Annotated in this window: 20 protein-coding genes; 10 read left to right on the top strand and 10 right to left on the bottom strand. The window is 68.1% G+C overall.

Annotated features, from left to right (window positions below; translation table 11 throughout):
* Nucleotides 1-11 precede the first annotated feature (11 nt).
* Nucleotides 12-839: a hypothetical protein gene (locus ABZ909_RS04005; RefSeq protein ID WP_356996114.1), complete on the bottom strand. Its 828-nt coding sequence runs from the start codon at nucleotides 837-839 to the stop codon at nucleotides 12-14.
* Nucleotides 840-979: 140 nt separating this feature from the next.
* Here ABZ909_RS04005 and ABZ909_RS04000 point away from each other — a divergent pair, with 140 nt between their 5' ends.
* The 5 genes from ABZ909_RS04000 to ABZ909_RS03980 are packed head-to-tail and all read left to right on the top strand — an operon-like array spanning nucleotide 980 to nucleotide 5,743.
* The gene (locus ABZ909_RS04000) at nucleotides 980-1,393 is read left to right on the top strand and encodes a TOBE domain-containing protein (protein WP_356996113.1); all 414 of its coding nucleotides are present in this window, start codon (nucleotides 980-982) and stop codon (nucleotides 1,391-1,393) included.
* Between the two features lie 38 nt (nucleotides 1,394-1,431).
* A complete protein-coding gene (modA, locus tag ABZ909_RS03995; protein WP_356996315.1) occupies nucleotides 1,432-2,157 on the top strand; it encodes a molybdate ABC transporter substrate-binding protein in 726 nt (241 codons plus the stop codon).
* Nucleotides 2,154-2,927 carry an ABC transporter permease gene (locus ABZ909_RS03990; protein ID WP_356996112.1) on the top strand — a complete coding sequence of 258 codons (774 nt, stop codon included), beginning with the start codon at nucleotides 2,154-2,156 and terminating at the stop codon, nucleotides 2,925-2,927. The genes modA and ABZ909_RS03990 overlap by 4 nt, the downstream gene beginning before the upstream one ends.
* 10 nt (nucleotides 2,928-2,937) lie before the next feature.
* Nucleotides 2,938-4,557 carry a DUF885 domain-containing protein gene (locus ABZ909_RS03985; RefSeq protein WP_356996111.1) on the top strand — a complete coding sequence of 540 codons (1,620 nt, stop codon included), beginning with the start codon at nucleotides 2,938-2,940 and terminating at the stop codon, nucleotides 4,555-4,557.
* 4 nt (nucleotides 4,558-4,561) lie between these two features.
* Nucleotides 4,562-5,743 (top strand): ATP-binding cassette domain-containing protein, encoded by a 1,182-nt coding sequence (locus ABZ909_RS03980; RefSeq protein WP_356996110.1) that lies wholly within the window; start codon nucleotides 4,562-4,564, stop codon nucleotides 5,741-5,743.
* 33 nt (nucleotides 5,744-5,776) lie between these two features.
* Here the strand turns inward: ABZ909_RS03980 and ABZ909_RS03975 are convergent, their stop codons facing one another.
* From ABZ909_RS03975 to ABZ909_RS03960, 4 genes are all read right to left on the bottom strand, one after another.
* Nucleotides 5,777-9,421 carry a hydantoinase B/oxoprolinase family protein gene (locus ABZ909_RS03975; protein ID WP_356996109.1) on the bottom strand — a complete coding sequence of 1,215 codons (3,645 nt, stop codon included), beginning with the start codon at nucleotides 9,419-9,421 and terminating at the stop codon, nucleotides 5,777-5,779.
* Between the two features lie 84 nt (nucleotides 9,422-9,505).
* Nucleotides 9,506-11,170, bottom strand: a complete 1,665-nt coding sequence (locus ABZ909_RS03970) for a DUF4185 domain-containing protein (RefSeq protein ID WP_356996108.1) — start codon at nucleotides 11,168-11,170, stop codon at nucleotides 9,506-9,508.
* A 109-nt stretch (nucleotides 11,171-11,279) separates the two neighbouring features.
* The gene (locus ABZ909_RS03965; protein WP_356996107.1) at nucleotides 11,280-12,632 is read right to left on the bottom strand and encodes an MFS transporter; all 1,353 of its coding nucleotides are present in this window, start codon (nucleotides 12,630-12,632) and stop codon (nucleotides 11,280-11,282) included.
* The gene (locus ABZ909_RS03960) at nucleotides 12,629-13,099 is read right to left on the bottom strand and encodes an NUDIX domain-containing protein (protein WP_356996106.1); all 471 of its coding nucleotides are present in this window, start codon (nucleotides 13,097-13,099) and stop codon (nucleotides 12,629-12,631) included. Before ABZ909_RS03960 ends, ABZ909_RS03965 begins: the two co-directional genes overlap by 4 nt.
* Before the next feature lie 281 nt (nucleotides 13,100-13,380).
* Here ABZ909_RS03960 and ABZ909_RS03955 point away from each other — a divergent pair, with 281 nt between their 5' ends.
* Nucleotides 13,381-14,154, top strand: a complete 774-nt coding sequence (locus ABZ909_RS03955) for a pirin family protein (RefSeq protein ID WP_356996105.1) — start codon at nucleotides 13,381-13,383, stop codon at nucleotides 14,152-14,154.
* Between the two features lie 9 nt (nucleotides 14,155-14,163).
* Nucleotides 14,164-14,658, top strand: a complete 495-nt coding sequence (locus ABZ909_RS03950; RefSeq protein WP_356996104.1) for a DUF4190 domain-containing protein — start codon at nucleotides 14,164-14,166, stop codon at nucleotides 14,656-14,658.
* Here the strand turns inward: ABZ909_RS03950 and ABZ909_RS03945 are convergent.
* Complete coding sequence (locus ABZ909_RS03945) at nucleotides 14,648-15,121, bottom strand: hypothetical protein (protein ID WP_356996103.1); 474 nt, start codon at nucleotides 15,119-15,121, stop codon at nucleotides 14,648-14,650. The genes ABZ909_RS03950 and ABZ909_RS03945 overlap by 11 nt on opposite strands.
* Before the next feature lie 90 nt (nucleotides 15,122-15,211).
* On the opposite strand from ABZ909_RS03945, the gene ABZ909_RS03940 reads away from it, so the two are divergent.
* From ABZ909_RS03940 to ABZ909_RS03930, 3 genes are all read left to right on the top strand, one after another.
* Nucleotides 15,212-16,063: a Scr1 family TA system antitoxin-like transcriptional regulator gene (locus ABZ909_RS03940; protein WP_356996102.1), complete on the top strand. Its 852-nt coding sequence runs from the start codon at nucleotides 15,212-15,214 to the stop codon at nucleotides 16,061-16,063.
* Between the two features lie 31 nt (nucleotides 16,064-16,094).
* Nucleotides 16,095-16,475 (top strand): DUF397 domain-containing protein, encoded by a 381-nt coding sequence (locus ABZ909_RS03935; RefSeq protein ID WP_356996101.1) that lies wholly within the window; start codon nucleotides 16,095-16,097, stop codon nucleotides 16,473-16,475.
* A 169-nt stretch (nucleotides 16,476-16,644) separates the two neighbouring features.
* Nucleotides 16,645-18,627: a M13 family metallopeptidase gene (locus tag ABZ909_RS03930; RefSeq protein ID WP_356996100.1), complete on the top strand. Its 1,983-nt coding sequence runs from the start codon at nucleotides 16,645-16,647 to the stop codon at nucleotides 18,625-18,627.
* Between the two features lie 42 nt (nucleotides 18,628-18,669).
* On the opposite strand, the gene ugpC is transcribed toward ABZ909_RS03930, so the two are convergent.
* From ugpC to ABZ909_RS03910, 4 genes are all read right to left on the bottom strand, one after another.
* A complete protein-coding gene (ugpC, locus tag ABZ909_RS03925; RefSeq protein ID WP_356996099.1) occupies nucleotides 18,670-19,749 on the bottom strand; it encodes a sn-glycerol-3-phosphate ABC transporter ATP-binding protein UgpC in 1,080 nt (359 codons plus the stop codon).
* A 24-nt stretch (nucleotides 19,750-19,773) separates the two neighbouring features.
* On the bottom strand, nucleotides 19,774-21,054 hold the full coding sequence (locus ABZ909_RS03920; RefSeq protein WP_356996098.1) for an ABC transporter substrate-binding protein: 1,281 nt from the start codon (nucleotides 21,052-21,054) through the stop codon (nucleotides 19,774-19,776).
* Nucleotides 21,055-21,193: 139 nt separating this feature from the next.
* Nucleotides 21,194-21,985 (bottom strand): carbohydrate ABC transporter permease, encoded by a 792-nt coding sequence (locus ABZ909_RS03915; protein WP_356996314.1) that lies wholly within the window; start codon nucleotides 21,983-21,985, stop codon nucleotides 21,194-21,196.
* 68 nt (nucleotides 21,986-22,053) lie between these two features.
* Nucleotides 22,054-23,013, bottom strand: coding sequence for a sugar ABC transporter permease (locus ABZ909_RS03910; RefSeq protein WP_356996313.1), 960 nt, complete (start codon nucleotides 23,011-23,013; stop codon nucleotides 22,054-22,056).
* Nucleotides 23,014-23,200: the final 187 nt, after the last annotated feature.

The following is a 23,200-nucleotide window of genomic DNA, read 5'->3' as shown; positions in this document are numbered from 1 at the left end:
CGGTTCCCCGGCTAGAAGATGATCAGCGTCGTCCCCGCGACGATGGCCGAGCGGATCTGCGCGAGATCGAACGAGCCGGTGATCGCGGGCAGGTCGACGCTGAAGAACACGTGCTCCCCGACGTGTTCGGCCCGGCTGATGCGCGCCTCGCTGGGCAGCCCCGACAGCGGAATCGGGTTGAGTGTCGTGAATCGCCTGGGCGCGCGCACCTTTCGCCAGTGGGCGCGGTGCACGGTGATGGACAGGACGTTGTCGGCGATCTCGGCCGCGGCCAGCGCCCGGATGTGACGGCGCCGGTGGCGGGCCCGGATGAGCCCCTCGTCGCCGGGCTCCAGTTCCCAGTCGGGCTGCCAGGTGTTGATCCACTCCAGCAGTGCCGCAAGGGTTATCACGCCGTTGAGGTCGAGCTGTGAGGTCCGCAGTTTGGTGGGGACGCCGGGTATCAGTCGCACGCCGTGGGCGATGACGGTGAGTTCCTCGATGGGGTGTGCGTTCCAGAGCAGCCCGGTGAGCACGGTTTTGGTCTGGAAGTGCGCCCCGCGCCGGCGCACCTTGAGCGTGTGGAGGGTGGCTCGCAGGTCGTGGCCGAGCAGGGTGGCGCTGACCTCCTGCCCGCCGAACTGGCTGAGGATGCCCTCCGACAGCAGCGTCATGAGGACATCTGGCATGAGCGCGGTGACTGTCCCGGCCCCGAAGTCGGCGGCTGGTTCGAGCCAGGCGGTGGTGAAACTGGTCCACTGGTCCAGCCAGCTCTGGTCGAACAAGCGTCTTCCGAGGTCCATGCCCAGGTCCACCGCGCGCAGGGGTGACCAGGCCTTCGGATCGAAATACGTGGCCATGATTGCTTCGAGCGTACTGGCCGCCGGTGACGGCGCCAGCGGCGCAAAAGTGAACTGGAACACCTTACGGACCGACGTGATCCGCATCTACGGATCGATTCGATTGGTACTTCCGTATTTGCGGATCTATCCTGCTTGTCATGCCCGAAATTCGGATTCGTGACGCCGCCCGGCTGCTGGGTGTCAGCGACGACACCGTGCGCCGCTGGATAGACGGTGGCGTGCTGTCGGCGCGCAAGGACGAATCCGGTCGCCTGGTGGTGGATGGCAGCGAGCTCGCGGAACTGGCCGTCGAGCAGGCTCGCACTCCGCAGACCCGGATGGCTAGTGCCAGTTCGGCACGCAATCGTTTTCCGGGACTGGTCACCAGGGTGGTGGCCGATACCGTGATGGCACAGGTGGAGATGCAATGCGGACCGTTCACAGTCGTGTCGTTGATGAGCAGCGAGTCGGTGCGCGAGCTGGGGCTGCAACCGGGCAGCGTGGCGTGGGCGAGTGTGAAGGCCACCACGGTGGTGGTGGAGACCGCCACGGAAACCGGTGGCGCGGCCTAGGTTCCAGGTCCGGAGCCGCTCTGGCCGCGACCGCGGTGCTGGGCGCGGGTCTGCTGTCGGGCTGCGGTTCCTCCTCGGACAACAGTGACACCAAGACGATCACGGTCTTCGCGGCAGCCTCGCTCCAGCAGGTGTTCACCCAGCTGGGTACCCGGTACGAGAGCGCGCACCCCGGCACGAAGGTGACCTTCTCCTTCGCCGGTTCTTCGGATCTGGTGGCGCAGTTGAATCAGGGCGCGCCCGCCGACGTCTTCGCCTCCGCCGATCAGGCGAACATGGACAAGGCGGTGAAGGGCGGCCGGATCACCGACAAGCCGCAGACTTTCGCCACCAATGTCCTCACCATCGTGACGCCGCCGGGCAATCCGGCGCACATCGGTTCGCTGGCGGATCTGTCCAAGTCCGGGCTGCGCCTGGTGGTGTGTGCGCCGCAGGTGCCGTGCGGTTCGGCCACCAAGAAGGTGACCTCCGGTGCGGGCGTGTCGATTTCGCCGGTCAGCGAGGAGTCCTCGGTGACCGACGTGCTGGCCAAGGTGACCTCGGGGCAGGCCGACGCGGGCCTGGTCTACGTCACCGACGCGGCGGGCGCGGGTACCAAGGTGACGACGGTGAGCTTCCCCGAGTCCGCGACCGCCGTGAACACCTATCCGATTGCCACCGTGGCGGATTCGAAGAATGCCGCGGCCGCCAAGGACTTCGTCACGCTGGTCACCGGGCCCGATGGCCAGAAGACGCTGCAGCAGGCCGGTTTCGGGCGGCCGTGATCAAGCCCCCGGTCTGGCTGCTGCTGCCGGCGGCCATCGGCTTCGTGCTGGTGGCCGGTCCGGTGGTGGCGCTGACCGGGGCGGTGGACTGGTCGCATTTCCTGGCTCTGATCACCTCGGAGTCCTCGCGGGTGGCGCTGCTGCTGAGCCTGCGCACCTCCGTGGCGGCCGCGCTGCTGTGTGTGCTGCTGGGTGTGCCGATGGCCGCGGTGCTGGCCCGCTCGCACTGGCGGGCGCTGCCGGTGCTGCGCGCACTGGTGTTGCTGCCCTTGGTATTACCACCGGTGGTGGGTGGTTTGGCACTGCTGTACCTGTTCGGGCGGAACGGGCTGGTGGGCCACCAGCTGGAGTCGCTCGGCATCCGCATCGCCTTCAGCACGACCGCGGTGGTGCTGGCACAGACCTTCGTGGCGCTGCCGTTCCTGGTGATCACGCTGGAGGGTGCGATGCGCACCGCGGGCGACCGCTACGAACGGATCGCGGCCACCCTGGGTGCGCGGCCGTCGCTGGTGTGGTGGCGGGTGACACTGCCGCTGCTGCGCCCCGCACTGGTGTCGGGCACGATCCTGGCCTTCGCCCGCGCCCTGGGCGAGTTCGGCGCGACGCTCACCTTCGCGGGCAGCCTGCAGGGGAAGACCCGCACGCTGCCGCTGGAGATCTATCTCCAGCGCGAGTCCGATCCGGATGCCGCCGTGGCGCTTTCGCTGCTGCTGGTGCTGGTCGCCGCGGTGATCGTGCTGGTGGCCTACCGGCGGCCGGAGGCGCGCTAGCGTGGCTGCCATGTCGCCGATATTCGTCTCCCGTGCCGAGCGCATCGTCGAAGCGCTGCTGACCGCCGTCCCGCAGCTGGCCGCCTCGGTCGGCGATCACCGCGCCGACCATCGGCTCCCCGACTGGTCGGCGGAGGCGGTGCGGGGGCACTGCGAACTGCTACGCGAGGCCTCGCACACCCTGGCCGAGGTCGATCCGGACGACCTGGCCCCCGAGGACGGCGTCGATCTCGCGCTCCTGCAGCAGCGGGTCGACGGCCTGCTGTTCGAGTTCACCGAAATCCGGGAGCACGAGTGGAATCCGCTGGTGCACAATCCCGGACCGCTGCTCCACCACCTGCTGGCGCGTCCGTTCGCGCCCGCCGAGGTACGGCTGGCGGCGCTGCGCGATCGGCTGACGGCGCTGCCCGACGCGCTGGCCACCGCCCGCGTGCTGCTCGGCGAGATGCCGCGCGTGCACGTCGAGACCGCCATCGGGCAGTTCGGCGGCGTGACCGCGCTGGTGCGCGACCAGGTGCCCGCGCTGGCAGCCGAGGTACCCGGCTTCCAGATCGAACCCGCTGCCACCGCGGCGATGTCGGCGCTGACCGACTTCACCTCGTGGCTGACCGGCCGGGTCGAGGGCGCGGACCGCGATCCGCGTCTGGGCCGCCGGCTGTGGGAGGCCAAGCTCTGGCACACCCTGGACACCGAGCTGGGCGCGCGGGAGATCCTGGACCGCGCGTACCGGCACCTGGACCACCTGACCGGCGAGATCCGCTCCGCGGCAGGCGAACTGCTCGGTGTCCCGAATCCGGATGCGGAGACCGTTCGCCGGGCGCTGGCGCAGCTGTCGGCGGACCGCCCGGCCGATGACACGGTGGTCGCGGTGGCGGCCGCGGCGCTGGCGGAGGCCACAGCCTTCGTCCGCGACCACGACCTGGCCACCCTGGTCGAGGATCCGCTGGTCATCCAGGAGATGCCGGAGTTCGCGCGCGGGGTGGCGGTCGCGTACTGCGATCCCGTCGGCCCACTCGAAACCGCCGAGCTGCCCACCTTTTTCGCCATTGCACCGACCCCGGCGGCCTGGTCGCCCGAGCGGGTGACCTCGTTCTATCGCGAATACAACAACCACATGATGCGCAATCTGACCGTGCACGAGGCCATGCCCGGTCACTACCTGCAACTCGCCCGGTCGCGCCGCTTCCGCGGCTCCACCCCCGTGCGTGCGCTGTGCTGGAGCGGCACCTTCATCGAGGGCTGGGCGGTCTACACCGAGAAACTCATGGCCGACAACGGTTTCGGCGGTCTGCCGGTGCGGTTGCAGCAGCTGAAGTCCCACCTGCGCATGACCATCAACGCCATCCTCGACCAGTCGGTGCACTGCGACGGCATGACCGAAGCCGAGGCCATGTGGCTGATGCGGGACCGCGGCCTCCAGGAAGAGGGCGAGGCCGCCGGCAAGTGGCGCCGCACCCTGCTCAGCTCGACCCAGCTCTCGACCTATTTCGTCGGTTACACCGAGGTCGCCGCCGTGGCCGCGGCGCGCCCGGCCGCCACTCTGCTGCGCGACTGGCACGACGCCATGCTGTCCCACGGCTCCCCCGCCCCGCGCCATCTGCGCACGCTGCTCGGGATCGACGGGAGCTGATTCGATGACCAGCGGGCTGGCGGTATCCGCGCGCCTGGCGGACCGGGATTTCGAGGTGCGGCTGGACATTCCGGCCGGGGAAGTGCTGGCCGTGCTGGGCCCCAACGGCGCGGGAAAGTCCACACTGCTGGATGTGGTTGCCGGACTGTTGATTCCGGACGAGGGGCAGGTCCGGCTGGGCGAGCGCGTGCTGACGGACGTCGCGAAAGGCATTGCGGTGGCGCCGCATCGGCGGGCCGTCTCGCTGCTGGCGCAGGACGCCTTGCTCTTCCCACATCTGTCGGTGGCCGCGAATGTGGCCTTCGGGCCGCGCAGCCGGGGTGTGCGCGGCCGGGCCGCCACCGCTCTCGCACGGGAATGGCTTCGGGCCGTCGACGCCGAGGAATTCGCGGACCGGTCGCCCGGGTCACTGTCCGGCGGTCAGGCGCAGCGCGTGGCCCTGGCGCGCGCGTTGGCCGTGCACCCGCGGGTATTGCTGCTGGACGAGCCGATGGCCGCGCTGGATGTGACCGCGGCGCCCGTCATGCGGGCGCTGCTGCGCCGAGTCCTGCGGGAACCTGCGCCCGGTGGCACGGACGACGGAAACGGCGAGTTGATCGCCACTGCACGGGACATCGCCGCGCATCCTGTGACGCTGCCGGATGCCCGGCCCAGCGCCACGATTCTGGTGACACACGACATCATCGACGCGGTGACCCTGGCCGATCGGGTCGCGGTCATCGAGGCCGGGCGGGTGATCGAGTCCGGTTCCGTGGCTGCGGTATTGGCGCGGCCCCGCAGCCGGTTCGCCGCCCGGATCGCCGGAGTCAACTTGATCATGGGTTCGGCGGTGAGCGGCGGCAGCGCCGGGCTGGGTGCCGTCACGGACGGGACGGTCGAGGTCTTCGGCAGGTCCGAGGGCGAGTGGACGGAAGGCGGCCGGGCGGCGGCGGTGTTCTCGCCGGTGGCCGTGGCGGTGCATCTGGAGCATCCGGAGGGAAGTCCCCGCAATGTGTTCCGGGTGCGGGTGGCGGAGCTGGAGGATCGCGGCGGTCTGGTGCGGGTGCGCGCGGTGGACGGTCCGGGGGCGGCCGCGGGCCTGGCCGCGGATCTGACTCCGGCCGCGGTGGCCCAGCTCGGCGTGGTCCCCGGGATGGAGGTGTACTTCGCGGTGAAGGCGACCGAGGTCGAGGTCTATCCCTATTGATCGGCCATCGCCGGGCCCCGGCCGGCTTCGGTCTCACTCCTCCGGTTCGCCGTACCCGCCGCCGCCCGGCGTGTGCACGACCAGGACATCACCGGGTTCGAGGTGCGCCGAGTCCGCGCCGCGCAGTTGCGTGGTCGTGCCGTCGGCGCGCTCGATCCGATTGGCGCCCAGGGCTCCCGGTGCGCCGCCCGCCATGCCGTACGGGGGGATGCGGCGGTGGCTCGACAGCGTGGAGACGGTCACCGCATCGGTGAAGCGCAGTCGCCGCACGGCTCCGTCGCCGCCGCGCCAGCGCCCGTGGCCACCGCTGCCGGTGCGGATCGAGAACTCCTCGACCAGCGCCGGCAATCGCCACTCCAGGACTTCCGGATCGGTGAGCCGTGAGTTGGTCATATGGGTCTGGACGACCGGTGCGCCGTCGAAGCCCTGGCCCGCACCGGAACCGGAACCGATGGTCTCGTAGTACTGGCAGCGGTTGTTGCCGAAGGTGACATTGTTCATGGTGCCCGACCCTTCGGCCTGCACCCCCAGCGCGGCGTACAGAGCGCCGGTGATCGCCTGCGAAGTCTCGACATTACCCGCGACGACGGCCGCCGGAGGCCGTGGTGACAGCATGGATCCGATCGGCACGCTGATCGTGAGCGGGCGCAGACAGCCGTCGTTGAGTGGGATGTCGTCGGCGACCAGCGTGCGGAACACGTACAGCACTGCCGCGTTGACCACCGCGTAGGGCGCGTTGTAGTTGCCCGCCAGTTGTGCCGACGTGCCGGCGAAATCGATGGTGGCGCCACGGTTCTCGCGATCCACGTGAATACGGACTCGAATGGTGGCGCCCAGGTCGGTCTCGTAGGCGTAGTCGCCGTCCTCGAGCGTGTCGATGACGCGCCGCACGGCCTCCTCGGCATTGTCCTGAACGTGGCGCATGTACGCCTGCACGACATCGAGCCCGAAGTGGTCGATCATCTTGCCGACCTCCTCCGCGCCCTTCGCATTGGCGGCGATCTGGGCGCGCAGGTCGGCGAGGTTGGTGGCCGGATTGCGGGACGGGTAGGCAGCTTCGGTCAGCAGCCGGTGGGTTTCGGCTTCCCGGAAGCGCCCGTTCTCGACCAGCAGCCAGTTGTCGAAGACGACGCCCTCCTCGTCGATGCGGCGGCTGTTCGCTGGCATGGAACCCGGTGTGATGCCGCCGATTTCGGCGTGGTGTCCGCGCGACGCGACATAGAACAGGATGTGTTCGCCGGTGATGTCGAAGACCGGGGTGATGACGGTGACATCGGGCAGGTGGGTGCCGCCGTGGTAGGGATCGTTGACCGCGTAGGTGTCTCCGGGGCGCATGTCGGGCCGCCGCCGGATGATCTCCTTGACACTGGTTCCCATGGAGCCCAGGTGCACGGGAATGTGCGGGGCGTTGGCGACCAGATTGCCCTCGGGATCGAACAGCGCGCACGAGAAGTCCAGGCGCTCCTTGATATTGACCGATTGCGAGGTCGACTCCAGCCGTGCGCCCATCTGCTCGGCAATGGACATGAACAGATTGTTGAAGACCTCCAGCAGTACCGGATCCACGTCGGTACCCGCCCGCGGCCCGGTCGCTGTCGCGACCTGGGCCATGATCAGATGCCCGATGTCGTCGACGGTGGCCCGCCAACCCTCGTCGACAACCGTGGTGGAGTTGTCCTCGGTGATGACGGCCGGTCCGGTCACCGTGACGCCCGGTCCCAGCTCCGCACGGCGGTAGAGGAACACGTCGCGCCAGGTACCGCCGGTGTGCATGCGGACCGGCGTGGTCGTCGCGGCCCCTGCCGCCGTCCGGTTCGGTGCCTCGGCCGCCGTCCGGTTCAGTCCGGACAGATCGGGTGGTTCGGTGAGCCCGGTCGCCTCGACGGAGAGGGCCTCGATGACGATCGGCCGGTCCAGCACGAACGAGTAGGTGGCGCGGTGGCGTTCGACGAATTCCGTTGTCATCCACGCGGGATCGGAGAGTTCCACGGTGAGAGTGGTGTCGGTGCCGTCGTAGCGCAGCTGCGCCCGGCGCACCACGCGGATGCGGTGTTCCGGTACGTCCTCGGCGCGCAGCTCGGCGCGCGCGTCGGCTTCCAATGCGGTTGCGGTGGCCTCGGCGCGGGGCATGGACTCGGGTTCCAGGGGCAGCTCCACCGATTGCTCGCGCATGGCGGTGGTGTCGGCGAGCCCGATGCCCAGCGCCGACAGCACGCCCGCCAGCGGCGGTACGAGCACCGTGCGAATGCCGAGCGAGTCCGCGACCGCGCAGGCCAGCTGGCCGCCCGCGCCGCCGAAGGTGGTCAGCGCGTACCGGGTGACGTCGTGCCCCTTCTGCACGGAGATGTGTTTCACCGCAGCCGCGATATTGGCGACCGCGATCCGGAGATAGCCCTCGGCGACCTGTTCCGGCGTGCGGTCGTCTCCGGTGCGCGAACGGATTTCGGCGGCCAGCTCGGCGAAGCGGTCGCGCACCAGCGCGGCGTCGAGCGGCTGGTCGCCCTCCGGTCCGAAAACGTGTGGGAAGTAATCGGGTTGGATGCGTCCCAGTATGAGATTGGCGTCGGTGATGGTCAGTGGCCCACCCGCGCGATAAGACGCCGGTCCGGGCATCGCGCCCGCCGAATCGGGACCCACCCGGTACCGACTGCCGTCGAAGTGCAGGATGGAACCGCCCCCGGCGGCGACGGTGTGGATGTCGAGCATGGGCGCGCGCAGTCGCACGCCCGCGATCCGGGTATTGAAAACCCGCTCGTATTCGCCCGCGAAATGCGAGACGTCGGTGGATGTTCCGCCCATGTCGAAGCCGATGACCCGGTCGTATCCGGCGAGCTGGGACATGCGCACCATGCCGACGATGCCGCCGGCCGGCCCGGACAGGATGGCGTCCTTGCCCCGGAACTGCCCGGCCTCGGTGAGGCCACCGTTCGACTGCATGAACATCAGCCGCACGCCGGTGAGCTCGTCGGCTACCCGCCGCACGTAGCGTTGCAGCACCGGCGACAGGTAGGCGTCCACCACGGTGGTGTCGCCGCGGGGCACCAGTTTCATCAGCGGGCTGACTTCGCTGGACAGCGAGACCTGCGGGAAGCCGATCGCCTCCGCTACCCGGCCGATGGCCTGTTCGTGTGCCGGATACAGGTGGCTGTGCATGCACACCACCGCGAGCGCGCGAATACCGTTGTCGTACACCTGTTTCAGCGCATCGGCGAGGCTGTCGAGGTCCGGTGGTACGAGGACGTTCCCGGCTGCGGTGACGCGTTCGTCCACCTCGACGACCCGCTCGTACAACAGTTCCGGCAGCACGATCTCGCGGGCGAAGATCGCGGGCCGATTCTGATAGGCGATGCGCAGGGCGTCGCGAAATCCACGTGTGATCACCAGCGCGGTGGGTTCACCCTTGCGTTCCAGCAGCGCGTTGGTGGCGACCGTGGTGCCCATCCGTACCGCGTCGATCCGGTCGGCCGGGTCGGAAATCCCTTCGGCCCGCAGGATTTCGCGGATTCCGGCCACCGCGGAATCGCGGTAGCGGCCGGGATTCTCCGACAGCAGCTTGTGTGTGATGATCGCTCCGTCGGGCCGTCGGGCCACCACGTCGGTGAACGTGCCGCCGCGGTCGATCCAGAACTGCCAGCGGGGTGCCGTACCGTCCGGACCGGCTGTCGTCGCGGCCGTCATCGCGACGGGTCGTTCCGGGTGGGCGTGTTCAGGTCGATCACAGTGCGCACGATACCGAACCGCCGACGGGACGCCGGGTGCTCACTACTTCAAGGCGGCGTGCATGAGGTACACGTTGTAGCTGTTCCACGCCGACATGGTGAAGTACAGGTTCTTCCCGCTCGACCACGGATGGATGTACCCGCCGTAGGTCGTCGGATAGTCGTCGGTGTCGACCAGGGTAACCGGATCGGTCCAGGCGCCCTGCGGTTCCGCGGCGGTGCGCAGCACGATGGCGTGGCGGTCCAGATCGAGGTAGATCATCTGCCACTGCCTGGTCGACTTGTCGTAGCGCACCGACACCTCACCGGCGGTCCCGGACAGGATCGGCGTGGCCAGCTGTTCGTCGGACCCCAGCGCCGGCACCCAGGTATCGGCGATCCAGTACTGGTAGGCAGACTTGTTGAGCACCTGGTCGGTGGGCACCCGGGCCAGCCCGATGGTGCCGAACCGGCCATTGGGCGTGCCGAACATGTACACGTACCCCTTGTGCGGCGCCATGTCCATGACCTGGAACCGTCCCTGCCCGAAGAAGTTGTCCCAGCGCGCCCACTCGGATTTGGTCCAGGTCGAGCCGTTGTCGTCGGACCAGGCCAGCCCGCCCAGATTGGTCCACCACATGCCAGGCTTGTGGCGACTCCACCGGGCCACCGACATGTACGTCAGGTACTGCCGCCCTTTCAGTGCGAAGCCGGAGGTCGGGATGGTGGTGATCTCGAAGTTGTCGATCTTGCGGCTGCTCAGGATCTCCGCGGCGTGACAGCGGCTGTCCTGGGCGAAGGTGTCCAGCCGCAGGCCGCGGGAGAGATCGCGATTGCTACTGAACGCGATGGAATTGCTGCGCCAGTCCTGCTCCCCGGTGCCCGCGCCGACCGGCCCCCAGCCCTTGCCGAAGGTGTCGCCGAAGGCGACGGCGATCTGCCCGGGCTTGGACTCCCACATGATGCCCAGGTCGGTGCCGTCCACCGACCAGCGCATATCGGTGCGATTGGTGGAGCCGTGCCCGGTCACCTGGTTCACCAGCGCCAGCGAGTCGAGCTCGGCCGGGGCCACGGGTGCGGCGACCGGCGCGGGAGCCGAGGGCTGCACGGCGGGCTCGGGCTGGGGCTGCGGTGGCTGGGGATCGCCGCCGGGCACCGGGATCGGGACGGTCTCCGGAATCTGGTCTATCTGGATGTGTGGCAGTTGAATGCCGCCGGAGCCGCTGTCGGCCTGCGGTGCGGGGGTGGGCTCCGGGGTCGGTTCCGAGGCGGGCGGGTCGTCGCCGGTGCCGGGATCACCGGAGGCGTCGGCCGGGTCGCCCGGAGGATCGGCCGGATCACTCCCGGGCGCAAGGTTTTCCGGCTTGGGACTCTTGTCGTTGCGCAGGTCCGGGCACGGATTGACGCACGGGTTCGCGGGCAACGGCGCGGGATGGATGCGGGTGTTGTCCTGCCTCGGACCCGGAACGGGGACCGGCGTGAACTGCGGGACCGGGACCGGAATGTGGATGGTGTTGTCGGGCCGCGGTGGTTGCGGCAGCGGCACATCCGGGTTGGGTTCGCGGGCCAGCGGATCGAATCCCGTTTCGCCGCAGGCATTCAACGGCGACGGGGCCCAGGGGGCCAGGGGGCCGGCGGAGGCGGGTGTGGCGGGCAGCAGCATGATCCCGGCCATGGCCAGGCTCGACAGTGCAAGGGCCGCAGGTGCTTCGGAGCGCCGCGCAGTCATCCGTGGTGCGTCTCCTCGTCCGTGATCGGATCCACCCCACCGTAGCCGTCCCCGAGCCGTATCTGCGGAGCTGTGCCGCCGTGTCGCCGGAGGGGCGTGGAGCCGATACCTACATCGGCCAGGGACCGACCCGTCGGCGTGAATTGGCCGCGATGGCCAGGACGCCGCCCGCGTAGACCGCCGCCGCGGCCACCACCACCGCTGGTGAGCGACCGTCCGCCGGAATCAGCGCCGCGGTACTCGCCAGCGCCAGCACGAAGGTGACGTTGAAGACCGTGTCCTGCAGGGCGAAGACCTGCCCGCGGTGCGCGTCGTCGATATTGATCTGCATGGCGGCGTCCCCGGTCAGCTTGATGACCTGGCCCACCAGCCCGAGCAGGTAGGCCGCCGCCAGCAACAGCAGCTCCGCCCGCCGCTCGCCGTGCCCGGTGGCGACGGTGATCGGCGTGACCAGGCCCAGCTGTACCGCGATCGCGGTCACCAGGCCGGTCACCACCGTCCGCGGCCGGCCGAGCCGGGGAATCAGCACCGGCGCGACCACGGCCGCCGTGAGCATGCCCGCCCCGGTCGCGGTGATGGCCGCGCTGAATTTCGCGAGGTGTCTCCCCACCGCTGCCTCGTCACCGCGGCGCAGCACCAGCACCATCAGCAGGGTGTCCGCGCCGAAGACGATGCGGTGCGCACCGATCCCGAGGAAGGTCGTGGTCACCTCCCGGGACCGCCAGGCCGCGGTGGCGCCCTCGCGCAGTCCGGCGGCGATGGCCCGCACCGTGCTCCACCCACCCCGCGCCGCGGCGTGCTCGCCGCGGTCGGGTCCCAGTGCGTGGGGCCGGAATCCGGCCACCACCAGCCCGCCGGCGATCGAACCGGAGGCGCTGCCGGCCGCGGCCACCGCCGAGGCGAAGTCGCCCGCCCCGATCAGCCCGATGACCGAGAAGGCCAGGCCCGCGCCCAGAATCGCGCAGCCCGAGGCCACCGTCGCCAGCACCGAATTCATCGGGACCAGCCAGCGCTGGGCCAGCACCTTGGGTAGCGACGCGGACACCCCGGCGCCCACGAACCGGCTGACCCCGACCACGGACAGCGCGCCCAGCAGTAGCGGGGTGGCGTGCACCCCGGCCAGCAGGCCCGCCGCGGTCGCCACGATGAGCAGCGCGCGCAGCACGTTCGCGTAGAGCAGCACCCGGCGGCGATCCCAGCGGTCGAGCAGCGCGCCCGCGTACGGGCCGACGATCGAGTACGGCAGCAGCAGGGCCGCGAAGCCGCCGGCGATGGCCAGCGGATCGGTCTGGCGTTCGGGGTTGAACAGAATCGCGCCCGAGAGCGCGGCCTGGAACATGCCGTCGCCGAACTGCCCGCACAACCGGACCAGCGTCAGCCGCAGGGTGCCGGGATTCTCGCGGAGCGCGGTCGCGGCCGCGGCCAGCCGGGCGCGCAGGGTGGCCGGCGGCGGCGCGGTCACCGGGACGGGTGCGTGGTCACCAGCGCGAAGACGGCCGCGCGCATATCGTCGGCCATGGGCAGGTTGTCGACGGTGTCGGCGTCGATCCACTGGAAGCGGTCGTGTTCGAGGGGGTCCAGCCGGATCTCAGCGGCCTCGGCCTCGACCACGAAGCTGTACTTGCGCACCCGGGATTTGGTGCGGGTGGCGTAGTCGAATCCGCCCAGGACGTCGGTGATCCGCACGACGCTCAGCCCGGTCTCCTCGAACAGTTCGCGGGCCACGCAGTCGGCGAAGGACTCCCCGGATTCCACGCCGCCGCCGGGCAGTTCCCACATCCCCCCGTGCGAGCCTTCGGCGACACGCCGTACGACCAGCAGTTTGCCGTCCCGGAATACGGCCACGCCCACCACGAAATGAGCGATCCCCTCGCTCTGGGCCTGTTGTCGGAGCTCGCGTTCGATGCCCGCGAGTGCCTCGGGTCGCATCCCCCTGCTCTCCCTCCCGTTTCGCTTGCGGCACATCATGATACGGTCGCCGACCGAAACCCGCTGGCGGGTACGACGGCATGCGGGCGGGCGTCACCGCCGCCCACGCAAAATCGCCGGGCATTTGCCCGTACCGGTTGCCGAGAGCGTAGTACCTGGTCGGCGGCGTGCGGGGCAGCGCTGCTCTCACGCTAGAATTTAACCCGGAATTCAGGTTGGGCCGCCGTATCGGCCCCTACCCTGGAATCCGATCGGTGCTCGCCGGTGAGAGGAGTACGGCGGTGTCCACCCTCACGACACCACACATCGATATCCATCGTGGCGGCGACCGCATGAAAACCCGTGTGTCGTGGCTGGATTCGAAGCATTCGTTCTCGTTCGGGGAGCACTACGATCCCGACAACACCCATCATGGCCTGCTGCTGGTCAACAACGAGGACATCGTCCTGCCCGGCGAGGGTTTCGAGACCCACCCGCACCGGGACATGGAAATCGTCACCTGGGTGCTGAGCGGCAGCCTGGTGCATCAGGATTCGCTGGGACACAGCGGGGTCATCTATCCCGGCCTGGCCCAGCGTATGAGCGCCGGCACCGGCATCCTGCATTCGGAGAAGAACGATTCCTGGCGGATCAGCAATGCGCCCGAACATCGGGAGCCGGTGCATTTCGTCCAGATGTGGGTGGTGCCCGACGATTCCGGGCTGACCCCCGGCTATCAGCAGCTGGAGATCGACGACGAGCTGGCCGGCGGCGGCCTGATCACAGTGGCCTCGGGCCTGCCCCGCTACCGCGACCGCACCGCCATCGCCATCGCCAGCAGCCACTCCGCCCTGCACGTGGCCCGGATGCCCGGCGAGGGCGCCGAGATCCGCCTACCGGAGGCCCCCTACCTGCACGTTTTCGTCGCGCGCGGCGAGGTGGAGATGGAGGGGGCCGGCACCCTGTACGAGGGCGACGCGGTGCGGTTGACGCGCAGCGGAGGCCAGCGTGTCACCGCGAACATGCCGTCGGAGATTCTGGTGTGGGAAATGCATGCCCGACTCGGCGGGCAATAGCATCGACGGATGAACCAGTACCCGCCGCCGGGGCAGTACGGCCAGTACCCCGCGCCTCCGCCCGGAAACTATCCGCCGCCCGGCGGACCGCAGTACTGGCAGGAATCGCCGCAGCGCAGGGGCATGGCGATCACCGCGATGGTCTTCGGCATCCTGGGCCTGCTCACCTTCTGGACGGTGCTGCTCACCATCATCGGCGTCTTGTGCGGCGCGCTCGCGATCATTCTCGGCGTGATCGCCGCGACGAAGGCGCGCCGCGGCACATCCGGCGGGTTCGGAATGGCGCTGGCGGGCGCGATCATGGGCGCCATCAGCCTGATCGGCGGCATCCTGATCGGCGTGCTGGTGTGGGCCGTCTTCAAGGACACCGGTGGCACCGATCTGATCGACTGTCTGAACAAGGCCGGCAACGACAGCTCCAAGGTTCAGCAGTGCCAGGAGGAATTCAACAAGCGCGTCGAGAACAAGTTCAGCGTCACGCTGACGCCCGCGCCTACCCGCTGACCGGATGGCACTCGCGGGTGGCGGCCAGCACCTCGGCCAGTTCGGGGCGAAAGTCCCCTTCCGGTGGGTGAATCCACGTGCGGTAGGCACTGTGCTCGTCCGCGGGAGACGGCAGCACGATGGTGCTGCCCGGCTGCGCTACGGACGCGCAATCGCGGAAAAGGTCTGAGAACAAAGCGGTGTCGTGATACGACTCGTCCGTGGGGCCGGTCAGGAAGGTCCAGCGGCCCGAGCGCGGGTGGGCGATGACGGGCCCGCAGCGGTGCCGGGCGACCAGGTGGTCGCGGACCCGGCGGCCCAGGTCGGCGGGCATGGTCACGGCTCCGACGGCCCCGACCTCCAACATGATTCGGCTCAGTGCCGAGTCCACCACGCCGTAGAGGCCATGCTCCTTGCGATAGCGCCGGCACCGAGCCAGCGCTTCCTGGGTGGCGGTATACGAGGACGGGTCCAGCGCGCTCATGGCGAACCTCCTGCTACCGACCATAGGTCCGGGCAATCGGTATGACAATAGTCACACGCCAGTGAGTTCCCCGGCGTAGCATCGCTGCTCATGGCACCCGTCTCGCCCACCGTCGCTCGGTGGGAGCTGGTCCTGCGACTGCGCGAACTGCGTGAGCAGTGCGGCTTCGATTCGGCGACCTTCGCCAAGCGCGTCGGCTTCACCCCCGCCAACTGGTCGCACGTGGAGAAGGGTCGGCGCGTCCTCACGGCCACCACCATCGGCCCGGTGCTGGAGCTGCTCGAGGTGGAGGGCGAGGAGCGCGCGGAACTGCTGGAACTGCTGGCGCTGAGCAAGGAGCGCGGCTGGTGGGCCAGGTCCTCGGCGCTCATCGGGCCGGAGCTGCAACGGTATTACGGCATGGAGCTGGGCGCGGAGAGCATCCGCAGCTACGACAGCCTGGTGGTGCCCGGCCTGTTGCAGACCGAGGAATACGCGCGGGCGCTCATCAGCGCCGACGTCATGATCCGTCCCGTCCAGGTGGAACAGCTGGTGGCGGTGCGGCTGAAGCGGCAGGAACGGCTGCGCGGCGACGACCGGGTGGAACTCACCGCGGTGATCGGCGAAGCCACGCTGCTGCAGCAGATCGGCGGCCCGAAAGTATTGCGCGGGCAACTGGAACATCTGGCAACACTGCTGGACGAGCTGGATTCCGTTTCGGTGCGGGTGATTCCGTTCACCGCGACCCGGGGCGCACTGCTGGGCGGGTCGAGTTTCCATCTGCTGGATTTCGCTCCCGAAAATCTTCCCACCTTCACCTGGGTGGAGAGCGCGGTTTTCGGTGGGGCGGTAGAGGATTCGGCGCAGATTCGCGATCTGCGGTTCGCATTCGTGCGTGCGCTCGACCAATCTCTCGGTCGCGCAGAATCTTTGGAGCTCATCAGACGCTATTCGCAAGGGTAGGATACGCATGCGCAACGGTAAAATGCTGCCCATGCTAAACACCGCGAACTATCGGCCGGTATCCCGCGGCTGGTTCACGTCGTCCCGTACCAATAACGGAAATCAGTGCGTGGAGGTTCGATTCGACGGTGATGCGGTGCTCATCCGCGACAGCAAGTACCGGCGCAATCCGGAACATCGCCCTGAAGACGAGCCCATCATCACCGTCGCCGCGACCGAATGGATGACATTCCTGGCCGCTGTACTGGGCCGCCACTCCCTCCGCGCCGCGCTCAGCGCGGAGACCGGTGCGGACGGCCACACCACCCTCCGGCACCACGACACCACCCTGGTCTACACCCCCGGCGAATGGCGCGCCTTCGTCGCCGGGGCTCGCGACGGAGAGTTCGACCGGATACCAGTGTCCGCTTGAGCTGCCCTCGTTCCGAACGCGACAACTGACTTCGTGCCGATGGGTGTAACTCCTCGGGTACGTCCAAAATCGGTTCGGCACTCGACCGCCGGCACGCGTGCACGAGTGGTAACGGCTCTCAGCCGTGCGCGGAAGTCGCGGGGCGGCGGAACTGTGCATACTGGGGATCGTGACTTCGCAGCTGACGCCTCCCTCCGGTATCGACCTGTCCTTCCGTGACGCGGACGTACGGGTGCAGGACGACCTGTTCGCGCACGTCAACGGCAAATGGCTGGAGAGCTACGAGATACCGGCCGACCGGGCGGTGGACGGTGCCTTCCGCACGCTCTACGACCAGGCGGAACTGGATGTGCAGAAGATCATCCAGGACGCCTCGGCGGCCGATGCCGCACCCGGCACCGAAGAGCGCAAGATCGGCGATCTCTACAACAGCTTCATGGCCGCCGAGGCCATCGAGGCGGCGGGCCTGACCCCGATCGCCGAGGAGCTGGCCGCCGTGGCCGGCGTCGCCGACCGCTCGGACTTCGCCGCGCTCATCGGCCGCCTGCAGCGCACCGGCGTGGGTGGCGCGCTGGCCTTCTATGTCGACACCGACGACAAGAACTCCACCCGGTACCTGGTGCACGCCACCCAGTCCGGCATCGGCCTGCCCGACGAGTCGTACTACCACAAGGACGAATACGCGGAGATCCGCGAGAAGTACGTCGCCCACATCCGCCACATGTTCGAGCTGGCCGGGTTGGACCACGACGCCCAGCGGGTCTTCGAGCTGGAGACCAAGCTGGCCGCGGGCCACTGGGACGTGGTGCGTCGCCGCGATGCCGAATTGAGCTACAACCTCACCACTTTCGACGCGCTGGCCGCCGAGAACCCGGAATTCGACTGGACCGCCTGGACTTCCGCGCTGGCCGCGAGCCTGGATCGCTCCGGCGTGGAGCTGTTCGCGGAACTCGTAGTGCGCCAGCCCGATTACGTGCGCACCTTCGCCCAGCTGTGGGCCTCGGAATCGCTGGAGGACTGGAAGGCCTGGGCGGCCTGGCGGGTGGTGAAGGCCCGTGCGCCGTACCTGACCGCAGAGCTGGTGGAGGCCAACTTCGATTTCTACGGCCGCACCCTGACCGGCGCGCAGGAGAATCGGGAGCGCTGGAAGCGCGGCGTCTCGCTGGTGCAGGACCTGCTGGGCGAGGCCGTGGGCAAACTCTATGTGGCCCGGCACTTCCCGCCGGAGGCCAAGGCCCGCATGGTCGAGCTGGTGGCGAACCTGCAGGAGGCCTACCGCCGCAATATCTCCGAGCTGGAGTGGATGGGCCCGGACACCCGGCAGGCCGCGCTGGCCAAGCTGGCGAAGTTCACCCCCAAGATCGGCTACCCGGACAAGTGGCGCGACTACGCCGCGGTCACCGTGGATCCGGCCGACGTGGTGGGCAACTACCGCAGCGGCTACGCCGCCGAGCACGACCGCGATCTGAACAAGCTGGGCGGCCCGGTGGACCGCGGCGAATGGTTCATGACCCCGCAGACGGTGAACGCCTACTACAACCCGGGCATGAACGAGATCGTCTTCCCGGCGGCCATTCTGCAGCCCCCGTTCTTCGACATGAACGCCGACGACGCCGCCAACTACGGCGGTATCGGCGCGGTCATCGGGCACGAGATCGGCCACGGCTTCGACGATCAGGGCTCCAAGTACGACGGCGACGGCAATATGGTCGACTGGTGGACCGAGTCGGACCGCACCGAATTCGGCAAGCGCACCAAGGCTTTGATCGCTCAGTACAACCAGTTCTCCCCCAAGGACCTGTCGGCGGACCACAAAGTCAATGGCGAGTTCACCATCGGTGAGAACATCGGTGACCTGGGTGGTCTCTCGATCGCCCTGGAGGCGTACCGGATCGCCATCGAGGGCCAGGACTCCCCCGTTCTCGACGAACTCACCGGCCTGCAGCGGGTGTTCTTCGGCTGGGCGCAGGTGTGGCGCACCAAGGCGCGCACCGAGGAGGCCATCCGCCGACTCGCCGTGGACCCGCACTCGCCGCCGGAGTTCCGTTGCAATGGCGTGGTCCGCAACCTCGACGGCTTCCATCAGGCCTTCGATGTGCGGCCGGGTGACGAGCTCTACCTGGATCCCGCTGAGCGCGTGAAGATCTGGTAGTCCCGACCGGGCCCTCTCCGATGTGGCGGGGGCCCCGGTCGGCTATCGCAGGCGCTCTTCGGTTTCCGCGTCGAAGAAGAAGAGTTCGTCCTGCTTGGGTGTCAGAAGCAGCCGGTCGCCCAGCGCGACCCGGAAGCGCCGATCCACCCGCGCCACCACCCGGCCGGAGCGGCTGGACCATTCGTCCGCCACGCCGTGCGAGTAGACGAACGATTCCGAGCCGAGCTCCTCGAGCAGTTCCACCTCGACCGCGAGTGCGTTGCCCGGGTCGGTGGTGACCTTCCAGGATTCGGGGCGGATGCCGACGATCACGTTCTTGTCGTCGATAGTGTGCGGCAGGGGAATTCGCAGGTCGTTGAGCACGGCCGCGCCCTCGCGGACCGGAGCGGTCAGCAGGTTCATGCCGGGCGAGCCGATGAACCCGGCGACGAAGGTATTGACCGGATCGTCGTAAAGCTCACGGGGAGCGGCGATCTGCTGCAGCTTCCCGTCCTTCATCACCGCGACCCGGTGTCCCATGGTCATGGCCTCGACCTGATCGTGGGTCACGTACACGGTGGTGGTGCCCAGCCGTTTCTGCAGGGCCGCGATCTGCGAGCGGGTCGAAACACGCAGCTTGGCATCGAGATTCGACAGCGGCTCGTCCATGCAGAACACCTGCGGCCGCCGCACGATGGCCCGGCCCATGGCGACGCGCTGGCGCTGGCCGCCCGACAGTCGCGCGGGCTTGCGGTCGAGCAGGTCCTCCAGCTCCAGCATGGCCGCCGCCTCGGTGACGCGAACCCTGGTGTCGGCCTTGCTCATACCCGCATTGCGCAGCGCGAACCCCATGTTCTCGGCCACGGTCATGTTCGGGTAGAGCGCGTAGCTCTGGAACACCATGGCCACGTCGCGCGAACGCGGCGGCAGGCCGGTCACGTCGAGTCCGCCGATGCGAATGCGCCCGGCGGTCACCGCTTCGAGACCCGCCAGCATGCGCAGACTGGTGGACTTGCCGCAGCCCGAAGGCCCGACCAGCACCAGGAATTCGCCGTCGGCGATGTCCAGGTGCAGGTCGTCGACCGCAGGGCCGGACGCACCCGGATAGGTGAGGGAAACACCCTCGAACTGCACAGTCGCCATGCCGGCGTCTCTCCTCGTTTTGACTTACTTGGGCAGCTTGGGCGTGATCTGCCGGTCGATGATCGTCTGGAGCTGGTTGGCGATGTCGCCGAAAGCCGCCGCGGTGTCCCGGTTCTGCAGGCCGATCTGCTCGAGCCCGGTGCCGATGATCTGGTCGCCGCCCGGCACGAACACGCGCGCGTAGTTCTGCGGCTTGGTCAGCGGCAGCTGGTCGAGCGCGGTCTTGAAGTTCGGGTTCTTGGTCAGGAAGTCCTGCATGCCCGGATCCTGCTGCGCCGACTTGCGCACCGGCACATAGCCGGTGGCCTGCGAGAAGTACGAGGTGTTGGCCGCATTGGTGATGAACTCGATGAACTCGAGCGCGTTCTCCTTGCGGGCGTCGCTGATCCGCGACGGAATCGCCAGGCCGGCGCCGCCGGTGGTGCAGCCCGCGAGCCCGTTCGGGTGCGGTAGAAAACCGGTGCCGAACTGCGTCTTGCCCGCGGCATTGGTGTTGATGCTCTTCAGGTCTCCGGTGGAGCCGATGGCCGAGGCGATGATGCCGTTGCCGAAGTCCACGGCGTAGGTGGGCCGGATGCTGGCGTACTTCTTGGTATTGATGGAGTCGCGCAGGTAGTTTCCGGCCTTGATGGTGGCCGGGTCGTCGAACTTCAGCTTCCACTCGTCCGAGTACGCGCCGCCGAAGGTCCAGCACGGACCCTGGAAGGTCCAGGCCAGGTAGTTCTTGGCGTCGCCCCAGCCGTGCGCCCACTTGCCGTCGCCCATCACGCTCTGGATCTTCGGGCCCCACTCGTCGAACTCGTCCCAGCTGTTCGGCGTGCGGTCGGGCAGTCCGGCCTTGGCCCAGACGTCCTTGTTGTAGTAGAAGATCTGTGTCGAGCGCGAGTACGGCAGCGCCCAGGTCTTGCCGTTGAACTTGTAGTCGCCGACGAAGGTGTCCACGTAGTCGGACACGTTCACGCCCGCGGACGAGAAGTGGCTGTCCAGCGGCTCGATGGTGCCGTTGAGCGCGTAGTTGAACCACCACACGTCGGACAGGATCACCACGTCCGGCAGTTCGCCGCCGGACAGGGCCGCGTTGAACTTGGTCGCGACCTCCTCGTAGTTCTTGCCCGCGTCGACCAGATTGACCTTCAGGTCCGGGTGCTTGGCCTGGAACCGGTTGATGAGCTCGGTTTCCTGGTCCTTGGAGGTGCCGGGGTGGTTGGACCAGAAGGTGATGGTCTTCGAGTCACCGCCCTGCGTGCCGCCGCCGGACCCGGCGCACGCGGTCAGCGCCGCCGCGCCCGCGGCCGCGCCCGCCAAGCCGAGAAACCCGCGTCGCGACAGAGCACCACGGCGTGCCGTGAAATCAGTACCACGGCGTGCCGTGAAATCAGCGCCACGGCGTGCCGTGAAATCAGCGGGGCTACGTGAATCCGACACAGGAATCTCCTTCTGGGACTTAGCCCTTGACCGCACCGGAGGTGAGGCCCTTGATCATCTGGCGCTGGAGCACCAGGAAGACGATGAGGATGGGGAGCATGGTCAGGATGACCCCGGCCATGACCGGACCCCAGTTCGTGACGCTCGGGTTCTCGGTGTTCTGCAGCAGGGTCAGGCCGACCGGCAGGGTGGCGACCCGCGCGTCGTCGGCCATGAGGAACGGCCACAGGTATTCGTTCCACTCGTTCACCAGCGTGACCACCGCGAACGCCACCATGGTGGGTACGGACATGGGCAGCACCACCCGGGTCAGCAGCCGCCACCAGCCCGCGCCGTCCATCCGCGCGGCCTCGATGACCTCGCTCGGCAGCGACAGGAAGTGATTGCGCATGAGGAAGGTGCCGAAGGCGACGCCGCAGAGCGGAACGATGATGCCCTGGAAGGTGTTTCGCCAGCCCAACTGGGCGATGAGCGCGTAGTTGGAGATGATGGTGATCTGGTTCGGCACCATGAGCGCCGCGATGATCACCAGGAACACGATGTTCTTGCCGGGAAAGCGCAGGAACACCAGTCCGTAGGCGCTGAGCACGCCCAGCACGAACTTCACCGCCGAGACGATGCCGGTCACGATGATCGAGTTCCGCAGGAACTGCCAGAACGGCAGCGTGGTGGTGGCGTCGTGGTAGTTCGACACCAGCCAGCGTTCAGGCCAGTAGCTGACCGGCTGGGAGTAGACCTCCGCGTGCGCCATGAACGAGCGGGTGAGGATGTAGTACAGCGGGACGCCGACGATGATCAGCACGCACACCATGGCGGCGTAACCGAACACCTCGGCCCACAGTTCCCGATCGCGGAAAGCGCTCAGCGCGTTGGGCCGGTTCACTTCTCGTCCCCTCGATCCATGATGCGCACCTGCACCAGCGTCACTATGAGCAGCACCAGGAACATGATGGTGGCGACGGCCGCCCCGTATCCGGCGCGCTGGTTCACCCAGGACTCGCGATAGACCTGATAGATCATGGTGGTGGTGCCGGTGCCGATGGGCCCGCCGCGGGTCATCACGTTGATGAGGTCGAAGACCTGAAGTGAGTTGAGCAGCACCGTGATCGACAGGAAGTAGGTGGTGGGCCGCAGCTGCGGCAGCAATACCCGAGTGAAGGTGGTCCAGCGGCTCGCGCCGTCGATCTCGGCGGCCTCCATGAGATCGGCCCGAACCCCTTGCAGCGCTGCCAGATAGATGACGAAGCTGTAGCCCAGGTTCTTCCAGATGTAGGTGACCGTGATCATGAACAGCGCCCAGTGCGGGTTCTGCGCGAAGTCGGGCGAGTGAATTCCCAGCCGGTGCAACAGATCCGGGACGAGTCCGAAGCCCGGGTCGAAGATGAACTGGAAGCCCACGCCGATGGCCGCGCCGGAGATGACGTAGGGCGCGAAGATGGCGGATCGGACCACATTGCGCCCGAACAGTTTGCGGTCCAGCAGCAGGGCCAGCGCCAGGCCCAGCACCATGCTGCCGAGGACGGCGGCGACGGTGAAGATCACCGTGTTGCCGACGATCTGCCAGGAGTCGTCGCGGCCGAACCACTCGGTGTAGTTGTCGAAGCCGACCCAGTTCAGGCTGGTCGCCGAGATGTTCCAGTCGGTGAAGGACAGGCGGATGTTGTCGACCAGCGGCCGATAGACGAACAGCCCCAGCAGAATCAGGTTCGGCGCGACCAGGACCACGAAGAGCGCATGGTCCTGCCAGGGTCTGCTTCGCCACCCGCGCCCCGGGGGCGTCGGGAGTACTCGTTCGGGCCAGGATCGCACCCGCGCAGCCTTGCGGCCAGGGGCAAAGATCTGGTTAATTCCGGATGGTAACTCGCTGAACTGTCGGTCGACATCCGCCACCGACTGTTCACCGGTCACACCCCCGAGTGGCGCGGACATGGGCCGAATAGTACGACTGCCCAAGATGTTTCGAGAACGAATTCAAATGAACGGTCAGCCAACAGCGAGAAAGAGCGAACGCCCCGCCCAATGGGCG

Origin of the sequence: Nocardia sp. NPDC046763, from assembly GCF_040645495.1 — a bacterium.
Lineage (GTDB): Bacteria > Actinomycetota > Actinomycetes > Mycobacteriales > Mycobacteriaceae > Nocardia.
Note: the sequence above shows the minus strand (reverse complement) of the source record. Positions and strands in the feature narration are given on the sequence as shown.